Source organism: Halobacillus sp. 12SKB (assembly GCF_052941655.1).
On sequence record NZ_JBRFWR010000001.1, the window covers coordinates 939,599 to 957,687 of the forward strand.

At 45.4% G+C, this 18,089-nt stretch carries 19 protein-coding genes and 2 other annotated features (1 of these 21 cut by a window edge); all 19 genes read right to left on the minus strand.

Going from position 1 to position 18,089, the window contains the following annotated elements; genetic code table 11:
- Positions 1-26 precede the first annotated feature (26 nt).
- Positions 27-497 (minus strand): 30S ribosomal protein S7, encoded by a 471-nt coding sequence (gene rpsG / locus ACQ4XT_RS04740; RefSeq protein ID WP_160916734.1) that lies wholly within the window; start codon positions 495-497, stop codon positions 27-29.
- Between the two features lie 52 nt (positions 498-549).
- Positions 550-969 carry a 30S ribosomal protein S12 gene (gene rpsL / locus ACQ4XT_RS04745; protein ID WP_089654439.1) on the minus strand — a complete coding sequence of 140 codons (420 nt, stop codon included), beginning with the start codon at positions 967-969 and terminating at the stop codon, positions 550-552.
- Between the two features lie 94 nt (positions 970-1,063).
- A complete protein-coding gene (locus ACQ4XT_RS04750) occupies positions 1,064-1,315 on the minus strand; it encodes a 50S ribosomal protein L7ae-like protein (RefSeq protein ID WP_089654440.1) in 252 nt (83 codons plus the stop codon).
- Between the two features lie 143 nt (positions 1,316-1,458).
- Positions 1,459-5,070 (minus strand): DNA-directed RNA polymerase subunit beta', encoded by a 3,612-nt coding sequence (rpoC, locus tag ACQ4XT_RS04755; protein WP_446852689.1) that lies wholly within the window; start codon positions 5,068-5,070, stop codon positions 1,459-1,461.
- Between the two features lie 72 nt (positions 5,071-5,142).
- On the minus strand, positions 5,143-8,670 hold the full coding sequence (gene rpoB / locus ACQ4XT_RS04760) for a DNA-directed RNA polymerase subunit beta (RefSeq protein WP_446852690.1): 3,528 nt from the start codon (positions 8,668-8,670) through the stop codon (positions 5,143-5,145).
- A 311-nt stretch (positions 8,671-8,981) separates the two neighbouring features.
- On the minus strand, positions 8,982-9,587 hold the full coding sequence (locus ACQ4XT_RS04765) for a class I SAM-dependent methyltransferase (protein WP_446852691.1): 606 nt from the start codon (positions 9,585-9,587) through the stop codon (positions 8,982-8,984).
- Between the two features lie 152 nt (positions 9,588-9,739).
- Positions 9,740-10,105, minus strand: a complete 366-nt coding sequence (rplL, locus tag ACQ4XT_RS04770; RefSeq protein ID WP_160917558.1) for a 50S ribosomal protein L7/L12 — start codon at positions 10,103-10,105, stop codon at positions 9,740-9,742.
- A 50-nt stretch (positions 10,106-10,155) separates the two neighbouring features.
- Positions 10,156-10,656 (minus strand): 50S ribosomal protein L10, encoded by a 501-nt coding sequence (gene rplJ, locus ACQ4XT_RS04775; protein WP_446852692.1) that lies wholly within the window; start codon positions 10,654-10,656, stop codon positions 10,156-10,158.
- 42 nt (positions 10,657-10,698) lie between these two features.
- Positions 10,699-10,846, minus strand: a sequence feature (ribosomal protein L10 leader region).
- Positions 10,847-10,897: 51 nt separating this feature from the next.
- A complete protein-coding gene (gene rplA, locus ACQ4XT_RS04780) occupies positions 10,898-11,593 on the minus strand; it encodes a 50S ribosomal protein L1 (protein ID WP_146818485.1) in 696 nt (231 codons plus the stop codon).
- A gap of 117 nt (positions 11,594-11,710) precedes the next feature.
- Positions 11,711-12,136 carry a 50S ribosomal protein L11 gene (gene rplK, locus ACQ4XT_RS04785; protein ID WP_035511717.1) on the minus strand — a complete coding sequence of 142 codons (426 nt, stop codon included), beginning with the start codon at positions 12,134-12,136 and terminating at the stop codon, positions 11,711-11,713.
- Between the two features lie 152 nt (positions 12,137-12,288).
- Entirely contained in the window at positions 12,289-12,825 is a 537-nt protein-coding gene (nusG, locus tag ACQ4XT_RS04790; protein WP_146818487.1) for a transcription termination/antitermination protein NusG, read from the minus strand.
- A gap of 129 nt (positions 12,826-12,954) precedes the next feature.
- Positions 12,955-13,131, minus strand: coding sequence for a preprotein translocase subunit SecE (gene secE / locus ACQ4XT_RS04795; RefSeq protein WP_446855589.1), 177 nt, complete (start codon positions 13,129-13,131; stop codon positions 12,955-12,957).
- A 40-nt stretch (positions 13,132-13,171) separates the two neighbouring features.
- On the minus strand, positions 13,172-13,321 hold the full coding sequence (gene rpmG, locus ACQ4XT_RS04800; protein ID WP_074736204.1) for a 50S ribosomal protein L33: 150 nt from the start codon (positions 13,319-13,321) through the stop codon (positions 13,172-13,174).
- 79 nt (positions 13,322-13,400) lie between these two features.
- Entirely contained in the window at positions 13,401-14,057 is a 657-nt protein-coding gene (gene sigH, locus ACQ4XT_RS04805) for an RNA polymerase sporulation sigma factor SigH (protein ID WP_089654448.1), read from the minus strand.
- Positions 14,058-14,138: 81 nt separating this feature from the next.
- Complete coding sequence (locus tag ACQ4XT_RS04810) at positions 14,139-14,648, minus strand: NYN domain-containing protein (protein ID WP_226594750.1); 510 nt, start codon at positions 14,646-14,648, stop codon at positions 14,139-14,141.
- A 3-nt stretch (positions 14,649-14,651) separates the two neighbouring features.
- Positions 14,652-15,395: a 23S rRNA (guanosine(2251)-2'-O)-methyltransferase RlmB gene (gene rlmB / locus ACQ4XT_RS04815; protein ID WP_446852693.1), complete on the minus strand. Its 744-nt coding sequence runs from the start codon at positions 15,393-15,395 to the stop codon at positions 14,652-14,654.
- Positions 15,395-15,799: a Mini-ribonuclease 3 gene (locus tag ACQ4XT_RS04820; protein WP_446852694.1), complete on the minus strand. Its 405-nt coding sequence runs from the start codon at positions 15,797-15,799 to the stop codon at positions 15,395-15,397. Before ACQ4XT_RS04820 ends, rlmB begins: the two co-directional genes overlap by 1 nt.
- 4 nt (positions 15,800-15,803) lie before the next feature.
- Complete coding sequence (gene cysS, locus ACQ4XT_RS04825; protein WP_446852695.1) at positions 15,804-17,204, minus strand: cysteine--tRNA ligase; 1,401 nt, start codon at positions 17,202-17,204, stop codon at positions 15,804-15,806.
- Positions 17,194-17,850 (minus strand): serine O-acetyltransferase, encoded by a 657-nt coding sequence (gene cysE / locus ACQ4XT_RS04830; RefSeq protein WP_146818519.1) that lies wholly within the window; start codon positions 17,848-17,850, stop codon positions 17,194-17,196. Before cysE ends, cysS begins: the two co-directional genes overlap by 11 nt.
- 78 nt (positions 17,851-17,928) lie before the next feature.
- Positions 17,929-18,089 (minus strand) — a binding site (T-box leader); it runs 59 nt beyond the window's last position.

The window sequence follows — 18,089 nt, forward strand, 5'->3', positions numbered from 1 at the left end:
TGTTTGAACCTTTATTTTTTTTGTGATTACCAGCGATAGTGAGCGAATGCTTTGTTCGCTTCCGCCATCTTGTGCATTTCTTCGCGACGCTTCACAGAAGCACCAGTGTTGTTAGCTGCATCAAGAATTTCGTTAGCTAGGCGCTCTTCCATCGTTTTCTCTCCGCGAAGACGCGCATAGTTTACGATGAAACGCAAGCCTAGAGCCTGGCGACGTTCTGGACGAACCTCAACAGGTACCTGATAGTTGGAACCACCTACACGGCGAGCACGCACCTCCAATACAGGCATTACGTTCTTCATTGCTTGATCAAATGCTTCCATAGCGTCATTGCCGCTACGTTCTTGAACAAGTTCAAATGCTTTATAAAGGATTTTCTGTGCTTTACCGCGCTGACCGTTAACCATGATTTGGTTGATCAAGCGAGTAACAAGCTTAGAGTTATACATTGGATCTGGTAACACATCACGTTTAGCTACTGGACCTTTACGTGGCATATGTTCCCCTCCCTTCTTCGGTGTTTTTATTTAAGCGATATTTGCATATCGATTATTTTTTAGCTTTTGGCTTTTTCGTACCGTATTTGGAACGACCTTGCATACGGCCATCAACACTTGCTGTGTCAAGAGCACCACGTACAACGGTGTAACGTACACCTGGCAAGTCTTTAACTTTACCGCCACGGATAAGAACAACACTGTGTTCTTGAAGGTTGTGGCCTTCACCAGGGATATAAGCGTTAACCTCAAGCTGGTTAGTTAGACGAACACGTGCATACTTACGTAGGGCAGAGTTCGGCTTCTTAGGTGTCATAGTTCCAACACGTGTACAAACTCCACGTTTTTGTGGAGAAGAAAGGTCAGTCATACGCTTCTTATAGCTGTTGTAACCTTTGTTCAAAGCTGGAGAGTTAGACTGCTTTGTTTTGCTCACGCGTCCTTTGCGTACCAATTGGTTAATTGTTGGCATGTTTGTATCCTCCCTTCGTACTTTTTTAATACCACACATCCAGGTGGTTCATAAAAAGGCAAAAAACAAAGCTTTCGCGCAGAACGCCAAAACTTTATTGCTTTATCGCCACTGTAGCCGCACCAACATCAATACCACATGCATTCCCGAGCTCCTCCATCGAAGGTACCCGTGTGTGAGGAATGTTCAGTTGTTGGGCTAATTTAGCTACTTTAAGTGTCATCGACTGATCAGCATCGTCAGCCGTTATGACTTCAACCACTTCACCATTTTTCATGGCTTTCAGTGTTTGTTTGGTTCCAATGATTATATCGGATTTAGCCTGTGCTACTTTTTCATAAGACATCTTCATATCCTCCAAAGTAACAAGGATAAATGGAAGCACCTTGATTATATTATCACTCACCCAAATGCATGTCAACTGCATCCGGGTGAGTTTTTTTGGTGCTTCCTTTAATTTTACACCTTGTTAACATCTACTTCTTTATTTTAAGAATGGGTGACTTCTTCCGTCACTTCTGGAACCTCTTGTCTTTGTTGCTCGGATTGCGCTTGAATCTTGCGGTATCGAGTCATACCCGTACCTGCAGGAACAAGCTTACCGATAATAACATTTTCTTTCAACCCTAGCAACTCATCGCGCTTACCTTTAATAGCTGCGTCTGTAAGGACACGTGTTGTTTCCTGGAAGGATGCAGCAGATAGGAAGCTGTCTGTTTCAAGAGACGCTTTGGTAATACCAAGGATGACTGGACGGCCGACTGCCGGCTGGCCACCTTCCATAAGCGCTTTTTGGTTCGCTTCTTTGAATTGGTGAATTTCAAGTAGAGAACCTGGAAGTACATCTGTATCACCAGAATCAAGGACACGTACTTTACGAAGCATCTGGCGTACCATGACTTCGACGTGCTTATCGGAGATTTCAACCCCCTGCATTCGGTAAACTTTCTGCACTTCTTTGAGAAGGTATTCTTGAACGCCGTCAAGTCCCTGTACGGTCAGCAATTCTTTAGGATCAATAGAACCTTCAGTCAGAGGTTCACCTGCTTTGACCTCATCTCCAACCGACACTTTCATACGTGCACCATATGGAGCCGTGTATGAACGTGATTCTACAGCACCTTGAACGACAATTTCCTGCTTCTCTTTGACTTCATTGATTTCGTGTACCGTACCATCAATTTCTGTGATAACGGCTTGACCTTTCGGATTACGTGCTTCCACGATCTCCTGGATACGCGGAAGACCCTGCGTAATATCGTCTCCGGCTACACCACCTGTGTGGAAGGTACGCATAGTAAGCTGGGTACCCGGCTCACCGATGGATTGTGCAGCGATGATTCCGACTGCTTCACCGACTTCAACTTCATCACCTGTTGCAAGGTTACGGCCATAACACTTCTTACAAACACCGTGTTTCGTATTACATGTGAATGCCGTACGAATGATGATTTCTTCAATGCCGGCATCAACAATTTGACGTGCGACATCTTCAGAAATAACGTCGTTTCTTTCAAGCATGATAACGCCGGTTTCAGGATGTTTCACTGTCTGGAATGCTGTACGTCCGATAAGACGGTCGATCAATGGTTCGACCACTTCGGTTCCCTCTGTCAATGCAGCTACAGGGAGACCTCGGTCCGTTCCACAGTCATCCTCACGAACAATAACATCTTGCGCTACGTCTACAAGACGACGAGTCAAGTAACCAGAGTCGGCTGTCTTAAGGGCCGTATCGGCAAGTCCTTTACGGGCACCGTGTGTAGAGATGAAGTACTCGAGTACCGTCAGACCTTCACGGAAACTGGACTTGATCGGAAGTTCGATGATTCGTCCAGCCGGGTTGGCCATCAGACCACGCATACCAGCAAGCTGCGTAAAGTTAGAGGCGTTACCACGGGCTCCGGAATCACTCATCATGAAGATCGGGTTACGCGGGTTCAAGGACTTCATCAGACGGTTCTGAATATCATCTTTAGCCGCAGACCAGATTTCGATGACGCGATCGTAACGTTCTTCTTCTGTGATTAGACCACGACGGAACTGTTTCAAGACTTTATCTACTTTCTCCTGTGCTTCATCAAGGATTTCCTGCTTCTCTGGAAGTACGACAACGTCGGATACACCGACAGTGATACCGGCCTTCGTGGAGTAAGCAAAACCAAGATCCTTCATGCGGTCAAGCATCTTAGACGTTTCACTGATGGAGAAACGCTTAAACACTTCAGCGATGATATCACCAAGGATTCCTTTCTTGAATGGAGATACTTCTTCACGCTTAGCAATTTCTTCACGGATATCTGTACCTTTTTCAATGAAGTAATGGTCAGGAGTCTTGATTTCCAAGTTCTCTTTCGTCGGTTCATTGATATATGGGAATGAATTCGGCAGCATTTCGTTGAAAATCAACTTACCTACTGAAGTTAGTAGAAGCTGCTGATTCTGTTTTTCAGTAAATGTTTCGTTATTCAGAGAGCTAGCCTGAACTGCTACACGAGTGTGCAGGTGGGCATAGCCGTTTTGATATGCCATCAAAGCTTCGTTCAAGTCTTTGAAGAACATACCTTCACCAATCGCGCCTTCTCTTTCAAGAGTCAGGTAGTAGTTACCTAATACCATGTCCTGGGAAGGTGTAACGACCGGCTTACCATCCTTAGGGTTAAGGATGTTTTGAGCAGCAAGCATCAAAATACGCGCCTCTGCCTGAGCTTCTGAGGATAGTGGCACGTGTACGGCCATTTGGTCTCCGTCGAAGTCGGCGTTGTATGCGGTACATACAAGCGGGTGCAGACGAATGGCACGACCTTCAACAAGAGTCGGTTCAAAGGCCTGGATACCCAAGCGGTGCAATGTTGGTGCACGGTTGAGTAGGACCGGGTGTTCTTTGATGACATCTTCAAGGACATCCCACACTTCGTGGTGCACACGCTCAATCTTACGCTTCGCTGATTTGATGTTATGGGCAAGACCTCGGGATACGAGTTCTTTCATAACGAATGGTTTGAACAATTCAAGGGCCATTTCTTTCGGAAGACCACACTGGTACATCTTCAAGGATGGACCTACGACGATAACAGAACGTCCGGAGTAGTCAACACGCTTACCTAGCAAGTTTTGACGGAAACGTCCTTGCTTACCTTTCAGCATGTGAGAAAGGGATTTAAGCGGGCGGTTTCCTGGTCCTGTTACTGGACGGCCGCGACGACCATTATCAATCAAGGCATCGACAGCTTCCTGAAGCATACGCTTCTCGTTTTGAACGATGATTGTCGGTGCGCCAAGATCCAACAATCGCTTCAAGCGGTTGTTACGATTGATCACACGACGATACAAGTCATTCAAGTCAGAAGTTGCAAAACGTCCACCATCAAGCTGGACCATTGGACGAAGTTCCGGCGGGATGACCGGAAGCACGTCAAGGATCATCCATGATGGATCGTTCCCTGAGTTACGGAAGGACTCCAGTACTTCAAGACGCTTGATTGCACGTGTACGACGTTGTCCTTGAGCAGTCTTCAGCTCTTCTTTCAACGTATCCACTTCACCATCAAGGTCGATATCGAATAGAAGCTTACGGATTGCTTCCGCACCCATAGCCGCCTGGAACCCTTGTCCGAATTTCTCACGATAAGAGCGGTACTCTTTTTCAGAAAGCAATTGCTTCTTCTCAAGAGCCGTCTCTCCTGGGTCCGTCACGATATAGGCTGCGAAATAGATCACTTCTTCCAAGGCTCTTGGAGACATGTCTAACACAAGACCCATACGGCTCGGGATCCCTTTGAAGTACCAAATGTGAGAGACAGGGGCAGCTAGCTCAAGGTGCCCCATACGCTCACGGCGAACTTTCGCCTTAGTTACTTCAACGCCACAGCGGTCACATACGACACCCTTATAGCGGACGCGCTTATATTTTCCACAGTGACATTCCCAGTCTTTCTGCGGGCCGAAGATTCGCTCGCAGAAAAGACCGTCTTTTTCTGGTTTCAACGTACGATAGTTGATGGTTTCTGGCTTCTTAACCTCACCGTAGGACCAAGAACGAATCTTATCCGGTGAAGCCAGGCCTATTTTCATATACTCAAAGTTATTTACATCTAGCAAGGGGCCTACCTCCCTTTCAGTATCCAGGTTTTACCCTAAACTTAGAACACGAGCAGCAGCAGTGTTTCTATCTTAGTCGTCTAAGTTCAAATTCTCGGATTCTTTGGTTTGCTCTTCTTCGATATCGCGCATTTCGATCTCTTGTTCATCACCAGAAAGGATCTTCACATCCATACCTAGACTTTGCAATTCTTTGATCAGAACCTTGAACGATTCTGGCACTCCAGGTTCAGGGACGTTGTCACCTTTAACGATGGCTTCGTACGTTTTCACACGTCCAACGACATCATCTGATTTAACAGTCAAGATTTCTTGAAGAGTATAAGCAGCACCATATGCTTCAAGTGCCCATACCTCCATCTCACCGAAACGCTGTCCACCGAATTGTGCTTTACCACCAAGCGGTTGTTGCGTAACCAATGAATACGGTCCAGTTGAACGGGCGTGCAATTTATCGTCAACCATGTGCGCAAGTTTGATCATATACATGACACCGACAGATACTCGGTTATCAAACGGATCACCTGTACGTCCGTCATATAGGATCGTCTTCGCATCACGAGCCATACCGGCTTCTTGCAATGTTTCCCAAACGTCTTCCTCGCGTGCACCATCAAATACTGGTGTGGCAATTCTTTCACCCATCAAACGAGCAGCCATACCCATGTGAAGCTCCAGTACCTGACCGATGTTCATACGCGACGGAACACCTAGTGGGTTCAACATGATGTCAACCGGTGTACCATCCGGAAGGAAAGGCATATCTTCTTCTGGAAGAATCTTAGAGATAACACCTTTGTTTCCGTGACGACCGGCCATCTTATCCCCTTCAGAAATCTTACGCTTCTGAACGATATAGACACGGATTAACTGGTTCACACCTGGTGGAAGTTCGTCACCGTCTTCACGGTTGAAGATCTTCACATCAAGGACAATTCCGCCTGCACCGTGAGGCACACGCAAGGAAGTGTCACGGACTTCACGGGCTTTTTCACCGAAGATCGCATGAAGAAGACGTTCTTCTGCAGATAGTTCTGTCACACCTTTTGGCGTAACTTTACCAACAAGCAGGTCTCCATCACTAACTTCAGCACCTACACGGATAATTCCGCGATCGTCCAAGTCACGAAGAGCATCTTCACCAACGTTCGGAATGTCGCGGGTGATTTCTTCCGGTCCAAGTTTCGTGTCACGAGCTTCAGACTCATATTCTTCAATATGAATGGATGTGTACACATCATCTTTAACGAGGCGTTCACTCATGATGATGGCATCCTCATAGTTGTAACCATCCCATGTCATGAAGGCAACAAGCGGATTTTGACCCAGTGCCAGTTCACCCATATCCATGGAAGGTCCGTCAGCCAGGATTTCACCTTGCTTAACGCGATCTCCTTTAGAAACGATCGGGCGCTGGTTGTAACAGCTTCCCTGGTTAGATCGAATGAATTTCTGCAAACGGTAACGATCAAGGTCTCCTTCGACCTCTTTGCCATCCACTTCAGAAATGCGGCGCACGCGAACTTCTTTCGCTTCTACACGCTCAACAATTCCTTCGTGTCTACAAATGACTGCAGCACCAGAGTCTTTACCAGACACATACTCCATACCTGTACCGACAAGCGGTGCATCAGGTTTGAGCAATGGTACTGCTTGACGCTGCATGTTCGCACCCATCAGGGAACGGTTGGAGTCATCGTTCTCTAGGAAAGGAATACATGCGGTCGCTGCAGATACAACCTGTTTCGGTGATACGTCCATGTAGTCGATACGGTCACGACTAACAACAGTGTTCTCACCACGGAAACGGGCGATAACTTCTTCATCTGTAAAAGCTCCATCTTCTTCAAGCTTAGCGTTCGCCTGAGCGACAACGTAATTGTCTTCCTCATCAGCTGTAAGGTAATCGATTTGAGCTGTTACTTTGTTCGTATCAGGGTCAACACGACGGTAAGGTGTTTCGATGAAACCAAACTCATTCACTTTCGCATAAGAGGAAAGGGAGTTGATCAAACCGATGTTTGGTCCTTCCGGCGTTTCGATCGGACACATACGACCATAGTGGGAGTAGTGTACGTCACGAACTTCAAATCCTGCACGCTCACGAGTCAGACCACCAGGTCCCAATGCTGAAAGACGGCGCTTGTGCGTCAATTCTGCTAACGGGTTCGTTTGGTCCATGAACTGAGACAATTGCGAGCTTCCAAAGAACTCTTTAATGGATGCAATAACAGGACGAATATTAATTAATTGTTGTGGTGTGATGGAAGATGTGTCTTGGATCGACATACGCTCACGAACCACACGCTCCATACGGGAAAGACCGATACGGAACTGGTTCTGCAGCAATTCACCAACAGAACGCAGACGGCGGTTTCCAAGGTGGTCGATGTCATCTGTTCCACCAACATCGTGCAACAAGTTGAAGAAATAGCTGATAGAAGAAAGAATATCCGCAGGAGTAATGTTCTTCACGTCACGGTCAATGTTTGCATTGCCGATGACATTGATGGAACGTTCACCTTCTGGGTCCGTCGGATCAACGATTTTGACAGACTGAACCTGGATAGGATCTTCAAGGACTCCGTCTACCGGGTCCAGCGTTTCTTCACTCAATGTTCCCTCTTCATCATCAAAATGTGGAATCAGCTTATTCAATAGACGACGATCGATCTTGTCCCCTTTTTCAGCGATCACTTCGCCTGTCTCTTCATCCACTAGCGTTTCTGCCAGCGTCTGATTGAACAAGCGATCTTTGATGTGAAGCTTTTTATTCATTTTATAACGACCAACACGAGCTAGATCATAGCGTTTCGGGTCGAAGAAACGGGAAACAAGCAAGCTTTTCGCATTTTCCACTGTCGGCGGCTCGCCAGGGCGTAGACGCTCGTAGATTTCAAGCAACGCTTTCTCTGTGTTTTCCGTATTGTCTTTTTCCAACGTGTTCTTCAAGTATTCGTTATCACCAATAAGATCAATGATCTCCTGGTCTGTTCCAAATCCTAAAGCACGTAAAAGCACGGTGATCGGTAACTTACGAGTACGATCGATACGGACGTGCACCACGTCTTTCGCATCGGTTTCAAACTCAAGCCACGCTCCGCGGTTCGGGATGACGGTAGCTGTGTAACCTCTCTTACCATTCTTGTCAATCTTCTTGTTAAAGTACACGCTAGGAGAACGAACAAGCTGAGAAACGATAACACGCTCTGCACCATTTATTACAAAGGTACCTGTGTCTGTCATAAGCGGGAAATCACCCATGAATACTTCTTGCTCTTTCACTTCTCCTGTCTCATTATTTAAGAGACGTACTTTCACACGAAGTGGTGCGTTATATGTTACATCGCGATCCTTTGACTCATCGACTGGATACTTTGGTTCGCCAAGGCTGTAGTCCACAAACTCCAGTGACAAATTACCTGTGAAATCTTCGATTGGGGAAATATCCTGGAACATTTCCTTCAAACCTTCTTCTAAGAACCAATCGTAAGAAGCGGTTTGAATTTCAATCAAGTTCGGTAATTCTAATACCTCACTGATGCGTGCATAACTTCTGCGCTGGCGGTGTCGTCCATACTGAACTAGTTGACCTGTCAACTGATTCACCCCTCAAATCAAGCATTTTAATAACGAAAAAAGGGTCCGGCAAGACATGCCGAACAGGCTTGCGGTTGATCTTGCCACAAGCACTATTTAAACATCCGTTTTACAACGAATGGTGATTCTTCATTTCTCTCTAACGTTAGACAAAAAAGAAAAAGGCTTTTCATACATAAAAACCTCATTTACTTTCAGTGTTCGATTTTACCATTCTGACCATCTATCAACTTTTTATACACTTTTCTAAAAAAAGACTTGACAGACTTCAGATATATTGGCATTTTTCAATACTAGCACAACTAGTAGGGCTAGTCAAACTTTTTAGCTTTAAGGATGTAATACCCTTTTTGCTTTACCATGACCTCTGCATTTCCGAACAATTCTTCAAGTTTCTTCTTTGCAGAAGGCGCCCCCTGTTTCTTTTGAATCACGACCCACAGCTCTCCTTCAGTAAGTAGAGCTTCCTTCGCTTCTTCAAACATCTTGTGGACGACTTGTTTTCCGGCTCGGATAGGCGGGTTTGTTAGGATAGCAGCAAACCTCTGATCTTCTAACCCTTGCAAACGATCACTTTCTTGAATCGTGACGTTCACAACTTCATTACGAGAGGCATTCTTTTCAGCAAGTCCAAGAGCTCTCTCATTGACGTCGACCATGAATACATGGCGGCCTGCGTAAGCTTTAGCTAGAGACAAACCAATCGGCCCATACCCACACCCAAGGTCAAGAATGTCACCATGAACATCTGGTTCTTGAAAGGTTTCGATCAACAAGCGCGATCCGAAATCCACTTCTTTTTTAGAAAAGACAGCATTATCCGTTGTGAATGTGAAGACATGACCAAGCAACTCAAAGTTCCACGTCTTTTCTTCACTGCCCGTCGTTGTTTTCTTCGAATAATAATGCTCCGACATAACCCGAACACCTTCTTTTTCATCTATTGAAATGGCAAGGTTTATTCCTGATTCTAGCAAGTCTGGCAAAACGTGCGTGTCCTTGCTAAATATGCCTGTTAAGAAAAAGAAAGCCCGCCGATAAATCAGCGAGCTTTACTTTAAACATTCTCTTACTTAACTTCGACAGAAGCGCCTGCTTCTTCAAGCTTAGACTTGATTTCTTCAGCTTCTTCTTTAGAAACAGCTTCTTTGATTGTTGCCGGAGCACCATCAACCATTTCTTTTGCGTCTTTAAGACCAGCACCAGTGATTTCACGTACTGCTTTAACTACTTTGATCTTAGAAGATCCAGCAGATTCTAGTACTACATCAAATTCAGTTTGCTCTTCAGCAGCTTCGCCACCTGCAGCAGGCGCGCCAGCAGCAACTGGAGCTGCAGCAGATACACCAAATTCTTCTTCAATTGCTTTAACTAGATCGTTAAGCTCAAGAACAGACATTTCCTTAATCGCTTCGATAATTTGTTCGTTAGACATGAGAAATTTCCTCCTTAGTTTTTGTTGTTATAGTTTAAACGAACGCTAACTTACGCGCTTTCTTCTTCTTTTTGATCCGCGATCGCTTTTGTAGCGTAAGCGAAGTTGCGGATAGGTGCTTGTAGTACGCTTAGGAACATAGATACAAGACCTTCGTAGTTTGGAAGGTTTGCAAGTTCTTTGATTTGCTCAAGAGTTGCAACTTGTCCTTCAACTACCCCACCTTTAATCTCAAGGCTATCATGATCTTTAGCGAAGTTGTTCAATACTTTAGCCGCAGCTACAGCATCGTCTTCATGGAAAGCGACAGCTGTCGGTCCTTGAAGGACTTCGTTAAGTTCAGATAGTTCGACTTCGTCAGCAGCACGACGGACCATTGTGTTTTTATACACTTTGAAATCTACGCCTGCTTCACGAAGCTGGGTACGAAGTTCAGTAACTTCTGCTACATCAAGTCCGCGGTAGTCTACAACGACTGCAGATTTACTGTTGCGGAACTTCTCAGCCAAGTCAGATACAATCTGTTTCTTCTGTTCGATAACACTGCTCATTGTTCCACCTCCTATTGACTTTTCATCATACCGTTCGAAGGTTTTACTCGTAAAAAAACACCCCCACATAGACATGGAGGTGTTTCAATAGAGCAGGGCAGATCGCGCTGCTCTATTTATATCACACACCTCGGCAGGAATTTAAGCGGAAAGCCGCACCTGCTGTCTACGGTATAACGTATTCATTTATACAACGCTACCTAGTATATAACGTAGATAACGGAAAGTCAACACTTTTTTATTACTTCGTGTAACCAGAAACGTCTACTTTGATTCCAGGTCCCATCGTAGATGAAACAGCAGCGTTACGCATATAAGTTCCCTTAGATGCTTGTGGCTTCGCTTTAACAAGTGTTTCAGTGATTGCTGCGAAGTTTTCAGCCAGCTTGTTCTCATCGAAAGATGCTTTTCCGATTGGAACGTGGATGTTCGCTGCTTTATCAACGCGGTATTCTACTTTACCAGCTTTGATTTCGTTAACAGCTTTTTCTACTTCGAATGTCACTGTACCTGTTTTAGGGTTCGGCATAAGACCTTTTGGTCCTAGTACTCGACCTAGTTTACCAACTTCAGCCATCATGTCAGGAGTTGCTACTACGACATCAAAATCGAACCAACCTTGGTTGATCTTGTTGATTAGGTCTTGTTCACCTACGTAGTCAGCACCTGCTGCTTCTGCTTCTTTCGCTTTATCACCTTTAGCGAAAACAAGCACACGCTGAGATTTACCTGTACCGTGCGGAAGCACCATAGCGCCACGGATCTGCTGGTCCGCTTTCTTAGGATCTACACCTAGACGGAATGCTGCTTCGACAGTTTCGTCAAAGTTCGCTTTTGAAGTTTCTTTTACAAGCTTGATGGCTTCTTGCACATCGTAAGCTTTTGTACGGTCAACAAGCTTCGCTAGCTCTTGTTGCTTTTTTGATTTCTTAGCCATTATTAATTTCCTCCTCGTTGTGGTTTTAACGGATTTTCCTCCCACGAATAAAGGTTGCGAAAGAGTCACAAGCTCCATTTCCGCAACCTTTTCCTATCTCCATGTGACGCTGTGGGATTAATCTTCGATCGTGATTCCCATGCTGCGCGCTGTACCTTCAACCATGCGCATTGCAGCTTCAACGTCAGCAGCGTTCAAATCAGGCATTTTCGTTTCTGCGATTTCGCGTACTTGGTCGCGCTTAACAGAAGCTACTTTGTTACGGTTCGGTTCACCGGAACCTGATTCAACTCCTGCCGCTTTCTTAAGAAGAACAGCAGCTGGTGGAGTTTTTGTAACGAATGTAAAGGAACGGTCCTCATAAACCGTAATTTCTACTGGAATGATCGTACCTGCTTGTTCCTGTGTACGAGCGTTAAATTCCTTACAGAATCCCATGATGTTAATACCTGCTTGACCTAGTGCTGGTCCAACCGGCGGTGCTGGGTTCGCTTTACCTGCAGGAATCTGAAGCTTTACAACATTAATAACTTTTTTAGCCACGAGACACACCTCCTTAAAGTCCGTGATGTGGTAATAGGGTTCAACCCCTCCCACTCATTGCGATATCTACGCAATCGCCCTCTTTTGGGGCGCATATAGAACATAAAAATTCTAGCATCTTTATTTCCAATATGCAAGGGGAGAGATGAATTTTATAATTTTTCGATTTGGGTAAAGTCTAACTCTACCGGAGTTTCACGTCCGAACATATTCACGTGGACTTTCACTTTCTGCTTGTCCGTATCAATATATTCAATGGATCCTGTGAAGTTTGCGAAAGGTCCGTCTGTTACTTTAACACTTTCCTTCACTTCGAAGTCAACCTCTGCTTTCGGCTGTTCGTTCATACCCATGCGCTTAAGAACCGTTTCTACTTCTTCAGGCAGGAGAGGGATCGGCTTAGATCCGGAACCGGTGGATCCTACGAAACCAGTTACACCCGGTGTATTACGTACCACGTACCAGGAATCATCTGTCATGACCATTTCAGCCAATACATAGCCGGGAAATACTTTTTTCTTTGCCACTTTCCTCTTGCCATTTTTAATTTCTGCTTCTTCGTCCTCGGGAACAAGAACACGGAAGATTTTGTCTTCCATTCCCATTGATTCCACACGCTTCTCCAGGTTGGTTTTCACCTTGTTCTCATAACCTGAATAGGTGTGCACTACATACCATCTTTTTTCCATATTCGCAGGACAAGTGCTTGCCCTTCCCTCCCTTATACTAGAGTTGATGAATATTACTCCAACATGAAAAAACCCGCGGGACGGGTTTTTTGTAAGTCTATCTCCTATTATAGCATAAAATCCACTCTACTATTCTTGAGCGATGAGTTCAATCACTTGGGAAATCCCAAGATCTACAATAGCGAAGAATACAGCTACGAAAGCGACAGTCAAAATAACTGTAACCGTGTACTTCCACAGTTCCTGACCTTTAGGCCAACTCACCTTCTTCATCTCTCGTGCTACATTCTTGAAGAACTTAAACATGCTGTAATACCCCCAAACTTGCGCCAACTGGCTTCCTTCTCTATTTCGTCTCGCGATGTAAAGTATGCGTTCCGCACTTTTTACAAAACTTGCGGACTTCAAGACGTTCGGATTGGTTGGATCGATTTATATATGAACTATAATTCCGACTTAAACATTCTGTACAAGCTAATATGACTTTTTTTCTCATTATCCGTCACCTCAATCTAGAGAGGTTTACACATACTCACTAAATGTAGCACTCTTACCGATTACTGTCAATGCAGCTTTCATAGAGTGATTTCATTGATTTCCAAATATTTTTCGAGCTTTCTCTTCACACGTTGTAAAGCGTTATCAATAGATTTCACGTGTCGATCGAGCTCAACCGAAATCTCCTGGTAGGAACGTCCATCCAAGTAGAGGGTCAGCACTTTTTTCTCTAAATCACTTAATAACTCCGACATTTTCTCTTCCATGTCTGAAAACTTTTCTTTATTAACAATCAATTCTTGTGGGTCGATAGCTTTTGAACCAGCGATGACATCCAATAATGTCCGATCCGATTCCTCATCATAAATGGGCTTGTCCAAAGAAACGTAGGAATTCAATGGGATATGCTTCTGTCTTGTGGCAGTTTTAATTGCGGTGATAATTTGACGGGTGACACATAATTCTGCAAAGGCTTTGAAGGATGATAACTTGCCTTCTCTGTAATCGCGGATGGCTTTGTAAAGACCGATCATCCCTTCCTGGACGATATCCTCCCGGTCTGCGCCAATGAGAAAGTAAGTCCGAGCTTTCGCGCGCACAAAATTCTTGTACTTATTGATCAAATAATCCAGCGCCTGGACTTGTCCTTGATTAATCCGTTCAACGACTTCTTCGTCATCAAGCTTGCTAAGATCCAAATCGTTGGTGCTTTTCTCCGTTTGTAAGATGCTCACACAGGATCCCTCCGACCGTGCTACCTCAATATAGCAATATTATACAGTACGATTCTGAAAAGCGTCAACAAGTTGTCAGAATTATTTATCTCCTCGCCGCCATTTCTCAAAAAGTTCCCTGACCTCTTTATTAATTGGTATTTTAGATTGATAGGGATATTGATTCTGGCTTTCGACATCTTTCTCTATTTGGTTTTCTATATTCTTCACTTCGATATACAGCTCTCTTGCTGATTTTCTGAAGGCTCCCTGCCCGAAAATGGTGCGTTGTTCCGCATAATCTGACGTCGCTACATAAACTTGAGTACGAACGTCATTCAATTCTCCAGCCAGTTTTTCGATCCGTTCATCAGCGGTTTCATTTTCTTTTGTAAAGATGACTTCCACTTTGTAATTTTTTTGTTTTTTTTCAACTCCCCGGACATGATAAGCATCAAAAACAACCATGATCCGGTCCCCGGTATAAGATTGATACTCCGCCATCATTTCTATAAGGAGATCCCGGGCCTGCCCGAGATCTTTCTCCTTTAAATTTTTCAATTCCGGCCAAGCGCCAATCATGTTATATCCATCGACGATTAAGACGTTCATGCCTTACTCCCCTAACGGATGACGCTTCCTATAGACTTCGTACATCAACAGGGAAGCCGCTACGGACGCGTTCAAAGAAGTCACTTCTCCAGCCATCGGCAGGCTGACCGTCCAATCGCATTTATCTTTCGTTAATCGGCTCATGCCGCGGCCTTCACTTCCAATGACGAGGGCAATCGGCATGTTCCCATCAAGCTGGCGATAATCTTCTGTGCCGACAGCATCTGTTCCGACCACCCAGACAAACCTTTCTTTTAACTCATCAATGGTCCTCGCAAGGTTCGTTACACGAGCAACCGGAATATATTCGATCGCCCCTGTCGACGTTTTTGCAACGGTTGCCGTTAAAGACACCGAACGCCTTTTCGGAATGATGACCCCATGTGCTCCTGCCGCATCTGCCGTCCGCAGAATGGAACCGAGGTTATGAGGATCTTCAATTTCATCACAAATAATGAAAAATGGAGGCTCGTCCTTTTCTTCCGCTTTCGCAAATAAATCTTCCAAATCACTGTATTCATACGCAGCTACAGAAGCAATAACCCCCTGGTGGTTTCCATCAGCGAGCTGGTCTATTTTCTTCTTCGGCACTTTTTGGACAATGAGTCCCTGTTCTTTGGCCAGCTGTTCAAGCTTTTTATACGCCTGGTGCTGCAGCTGATCCGATACCATCACTTTATTGATCGGTCTGCCTGACCGGATGGCTTCCTGGACTGAATTCTTTCCGATGATCCATTCTCCATTCATTACGCTTCACTCCTTTCTTCAACAATTTGAATGGCATGCTGTATCAATGTTTCCAGCCGCTCCGTTTGTCCGGATAAATATAAATATCCCAACACTGCTTCGAATGCGGTCGAATATCGATAGGTCTGTACATTGGTATTCTTAGGGACGGATCCGGATTTTGCGTTCCGTCCCCTTCTAAGCACACCTTCTTCTTCTTCCGTGAGCCTTCCTTCTTCCTGCCATACACGGACGACACCCGCCTGCGAAACAGCCGACACGAACTGGATCGCTGCCTGGTGAAGGTGTTGAGGCATAACCTCTCCTTTTTCAAGCAGATGCTGCCTGACGTAAAGTTCATAAACAGAGTCGCCCATATAGGCGAGGGCAAGACTCTTCATCTGTTTCGCATTTGCGATCGCCATAGCCTTACCCCCGCTTCCATCTCGTGCCCTGAGATGTATCTTCAAGGATGATGTTTCGATCTTTCAACTCATCACGAATTTCATCGGCACGCGCGAAATCACGGTTCTTTCTAGCTTGTTTACGCTCTTCGATCAGAGCATCCACTTCCTCATCCAGCAGTTCTTCCTGCGCCTGAAGCTGAATACCGAGAACACCTGTCAATTCTTCGAACAACTCTTCAAAAGCCGTTAAGACCTTTTCATGAGTCTGGTCCTCCTGTAAATAAAGGTTCGCAGCTTTAGTTAAATCGAACAAGACGGAAATCGCATTCGCTGTGTTGAAGTCATCATCCATTTCCTTAATGAACTGCTCTTTAAAACCAGCCACTTTATCAAGCCATTCGCTTTGATCTTCTTCCAAACTCATCGTGGAATTCTTCCGGTGCTGGATGTTCTCATACGCATTCTTGATGCGATCAAAGCTGCTTTTCGCCCCTTTCAACAACTCATCACTGAAGTTGATCGGATGCCGGTATTGCACACTCAGCATGAAAAAGCGGATCACTTGAGGGTCGTGCTTCTTCACAAGGTCATGGGCAAGGATGAAGTTTCCGAGGGACTTCGACATTTTTTCATTATCAATATTAATGTACCCGTTATGCATCCAGTAACGGGCAAAAGATTCCCCGTTATGTGCTTCTGATTGCGCGATCTCATTTTCGTGGTGCGGGAAAGTCAAATCCTGCCCGCCTGCGTGGATATCGATCGTTTCGCCAAGATATTTCTTAGCCATTGCCGAGCACTCGATATGCCAGCCCGGGCGCCCGCTCCCCCAAGGACTTTCCCAAGTGATTTCGCCTTCCTTCGCATCTTTCCAAAGGGTGAAATCAAGCGGGTCTTCTTTTTTATCCCCCACTTCAATGCGGGACCCTGACCTTAACTCATCAATGGACTGGTGAGAAAGCTTTCCATATTGATCGAAGGACCGCGTACGGAAATACACGTCCCCTCCCGCTTCATAAGCGAACCCTTTGTCAATCAACCCCTGGATAAAGCTGATAATCTCATCCATGTTTTCCGTGACACGCGGATGATCCACGGCTTCTTTCACGCCTAGTGCACCGACATCTTCTTTGTAAGCCGTAATGAAACGATTGGCGATATCTGTGACCCCTTCACCCATTTCATTTGCTGCTTTAATCAACTTGTCATCGACATCCGTAAAGTTGAGCACATAGTGCACATCATAGCCTCTGTATTCAAAATATCTTCTGACCGTATCAAAAACAATGGCCGGTCTTGCATTGCCGATGTGAATGTAGTTATAAACCGTCGGACCGCAAACGTACATTTTCACTTTTCCTTCTTCCAGCGGCTGGAACGGTTCTTTTTTTCTTGTCAGTGTATTGTATATGTTAATTGCCATGTTGGTTCACTCCTTTGGTTTCCTCCAATTGTTTGCGCAGCTCCGCCATTTCTTTCTCGATCTCGTTCAAACGGTCGTACACAGGGTCGGGAAGTTTATGATGGTCCAGATCCTTCTTTTGGACCTTCTTACCATCTTGGATGACAACATGACCAGGGATACCGACAACTGTCGAATTGTTCGGAACATCGTGGAGCACGACAGAACCGGCCCCTACTTTTGAGTTCTCCCCAATCGTGATCGACCCCAGCACTTTCGCTCCCGTGGCTACTAATGAGTTATCAAGAAGAGTGGGATGTCTTTTGCCTTTTTCTTTCCCCGTCCCTCCGAGCGTCACTCCTTGAAATATCGTCACATTATCTCCAATCTCACACGTTTCCCCGATGACAACCCCCATGCCGTGGTCGATGAAGAAACGACGCCCGATTTTCGCTCCGGGATGGATTTCAATGCCTGTCAGGAAGCGGCTCCACTGGGAAATGAGCCGGGCAAGGAAGAAAAACTTCCGTTTGTGACAAGCATGGGCCACCCGGTGTGCCCATATCGCATGCAGTCCTGAATACGTCAGGATCACTTCAATATAAGAACGAGCAGCAGGATCTTGATCGAACACCACATCGACATCTTCTTTAAACATTTTGAACAGCCCCATACTTGCTCCCCTCCTTGTACTGAAACAGAAGCGGTCCCAATAAAAATAAAAAACGCGCCTTTGTGCCAATGGCACAGAGACGCGTCGAACGTGGTTCCACTCTGTTTGGGATCGGCTTTTACGCCTTTCCCCGCTTCACCCTTGATAACGGAAGGTACCCGCTTCAGCATACTTCGTTCTGCCAAAGACTCCGAGGTGCATTTCAAAGGCTTCTCAACGAATCACTTCCAGCC

What these genes read in the sequence shown, in the direction of transcription:
- rpsG (WP_160916734.1), bottom strand. Translation starts at nt 497, where the DNA reads ATGCCACGTAAAGGTCCAGTAGCTAAACGTGATGTGTTACCAGATCCA.
- rpsL (WP_089654439.1), bottom strand. Translation starts at nt 969, where the DNA reads ATGCCAACAATTAACCAATTGGTACGCAAAGGACGCGTGAGCAAAACA.
- ACQ4XT_RS04750 (WP_089654440.1), bottom strand. Translation starts at nt 1,315, where the DNA reads ATGTCTTATGAAAAAGTAGCACAGGCTAAATCCGATATAATCATTGGA.
- ACQ4XT_RS04765 (WP_446852691.1), bottom strand. Translation starts at nt 9,587, where the DNA reads ATGTCGGAGCATTATTATTCGAAGAAAACAACGACGGGCAGTGAAGAA.
- rplL (WP_160917558.1), bottom strand. Translation starts at nt 10,105, where the DNA reads ATGTCTAACGAACAAATTATCGAAGCGATTAAGGAAATGTCTGTTCTT.
- rplJ (WP_446852692.1), bottom strand. Translation starts at nt 10,656, where the DNA reads ATGAGCAGTGTTATCGAACAGAAGAAACAGATTGTATCTGACTTGGCT.
- rplA (WP_146818485.1), bottom strand. Translation starts at nt 11,593, where the DNA reads ATGGCTAAGAAATCAAAAAAGCAACAAGAGCTAGCGAAGCTTGTTGAC.
- nusG (WP_146818487.1), bottom strand. Translation starts at nt 12,825, where the DNA reads ATGGAAAAAAGATGGTATGTAGTGCACACCTATTCAGGTTATGAGAAC.
- secE (WP_446855589.1), bottom strand. Translation starts at nt 13,131, where the DNA reads ATGTTTAAGTTCTTCAAGAATGTAGCACGAGAGATGAAGAAGGTGAGT.
- rpmG (WP_074736204.1), bottom strand. Translation starts at nt 13,321, where the DNA reads ATGAGAAAAAAAGTCATATTAGCTTGTACAGAATGTTTAAGTCGGAAT.
- ACQ4XT_RS04810 (WP_226594750.1), bottom strand. Translation starts at nt 14,648, where the DNA reads ATGAACGTCTTAATCGTCGATGGATATAACATGATTGGCGCTTGGCCG.
- rlmB (WP_446852693.1), bottom strand. Translation starts at nt 15,395, where the DNA reads ATGAATGGAGAATGGATCATCGGAAAGAATTCAGTCCAGGAAGCCATC.
- ACQ4XT_RS04820 (WP_446852694.1), bottom strand. Translation starts at nt 15,799, where the DNA reads ATGGCGATCGCAAATGCGAAACAGATGAAGAGTCTTGCCCTCGCCTAT.
- cysS (WP_446852695.1), bottom strand. Translation starts at nt 17,204, where the DNA reads ATGGCAATTAACATATACAATACACTGACAAGAAAAAAAGAACCGTTC.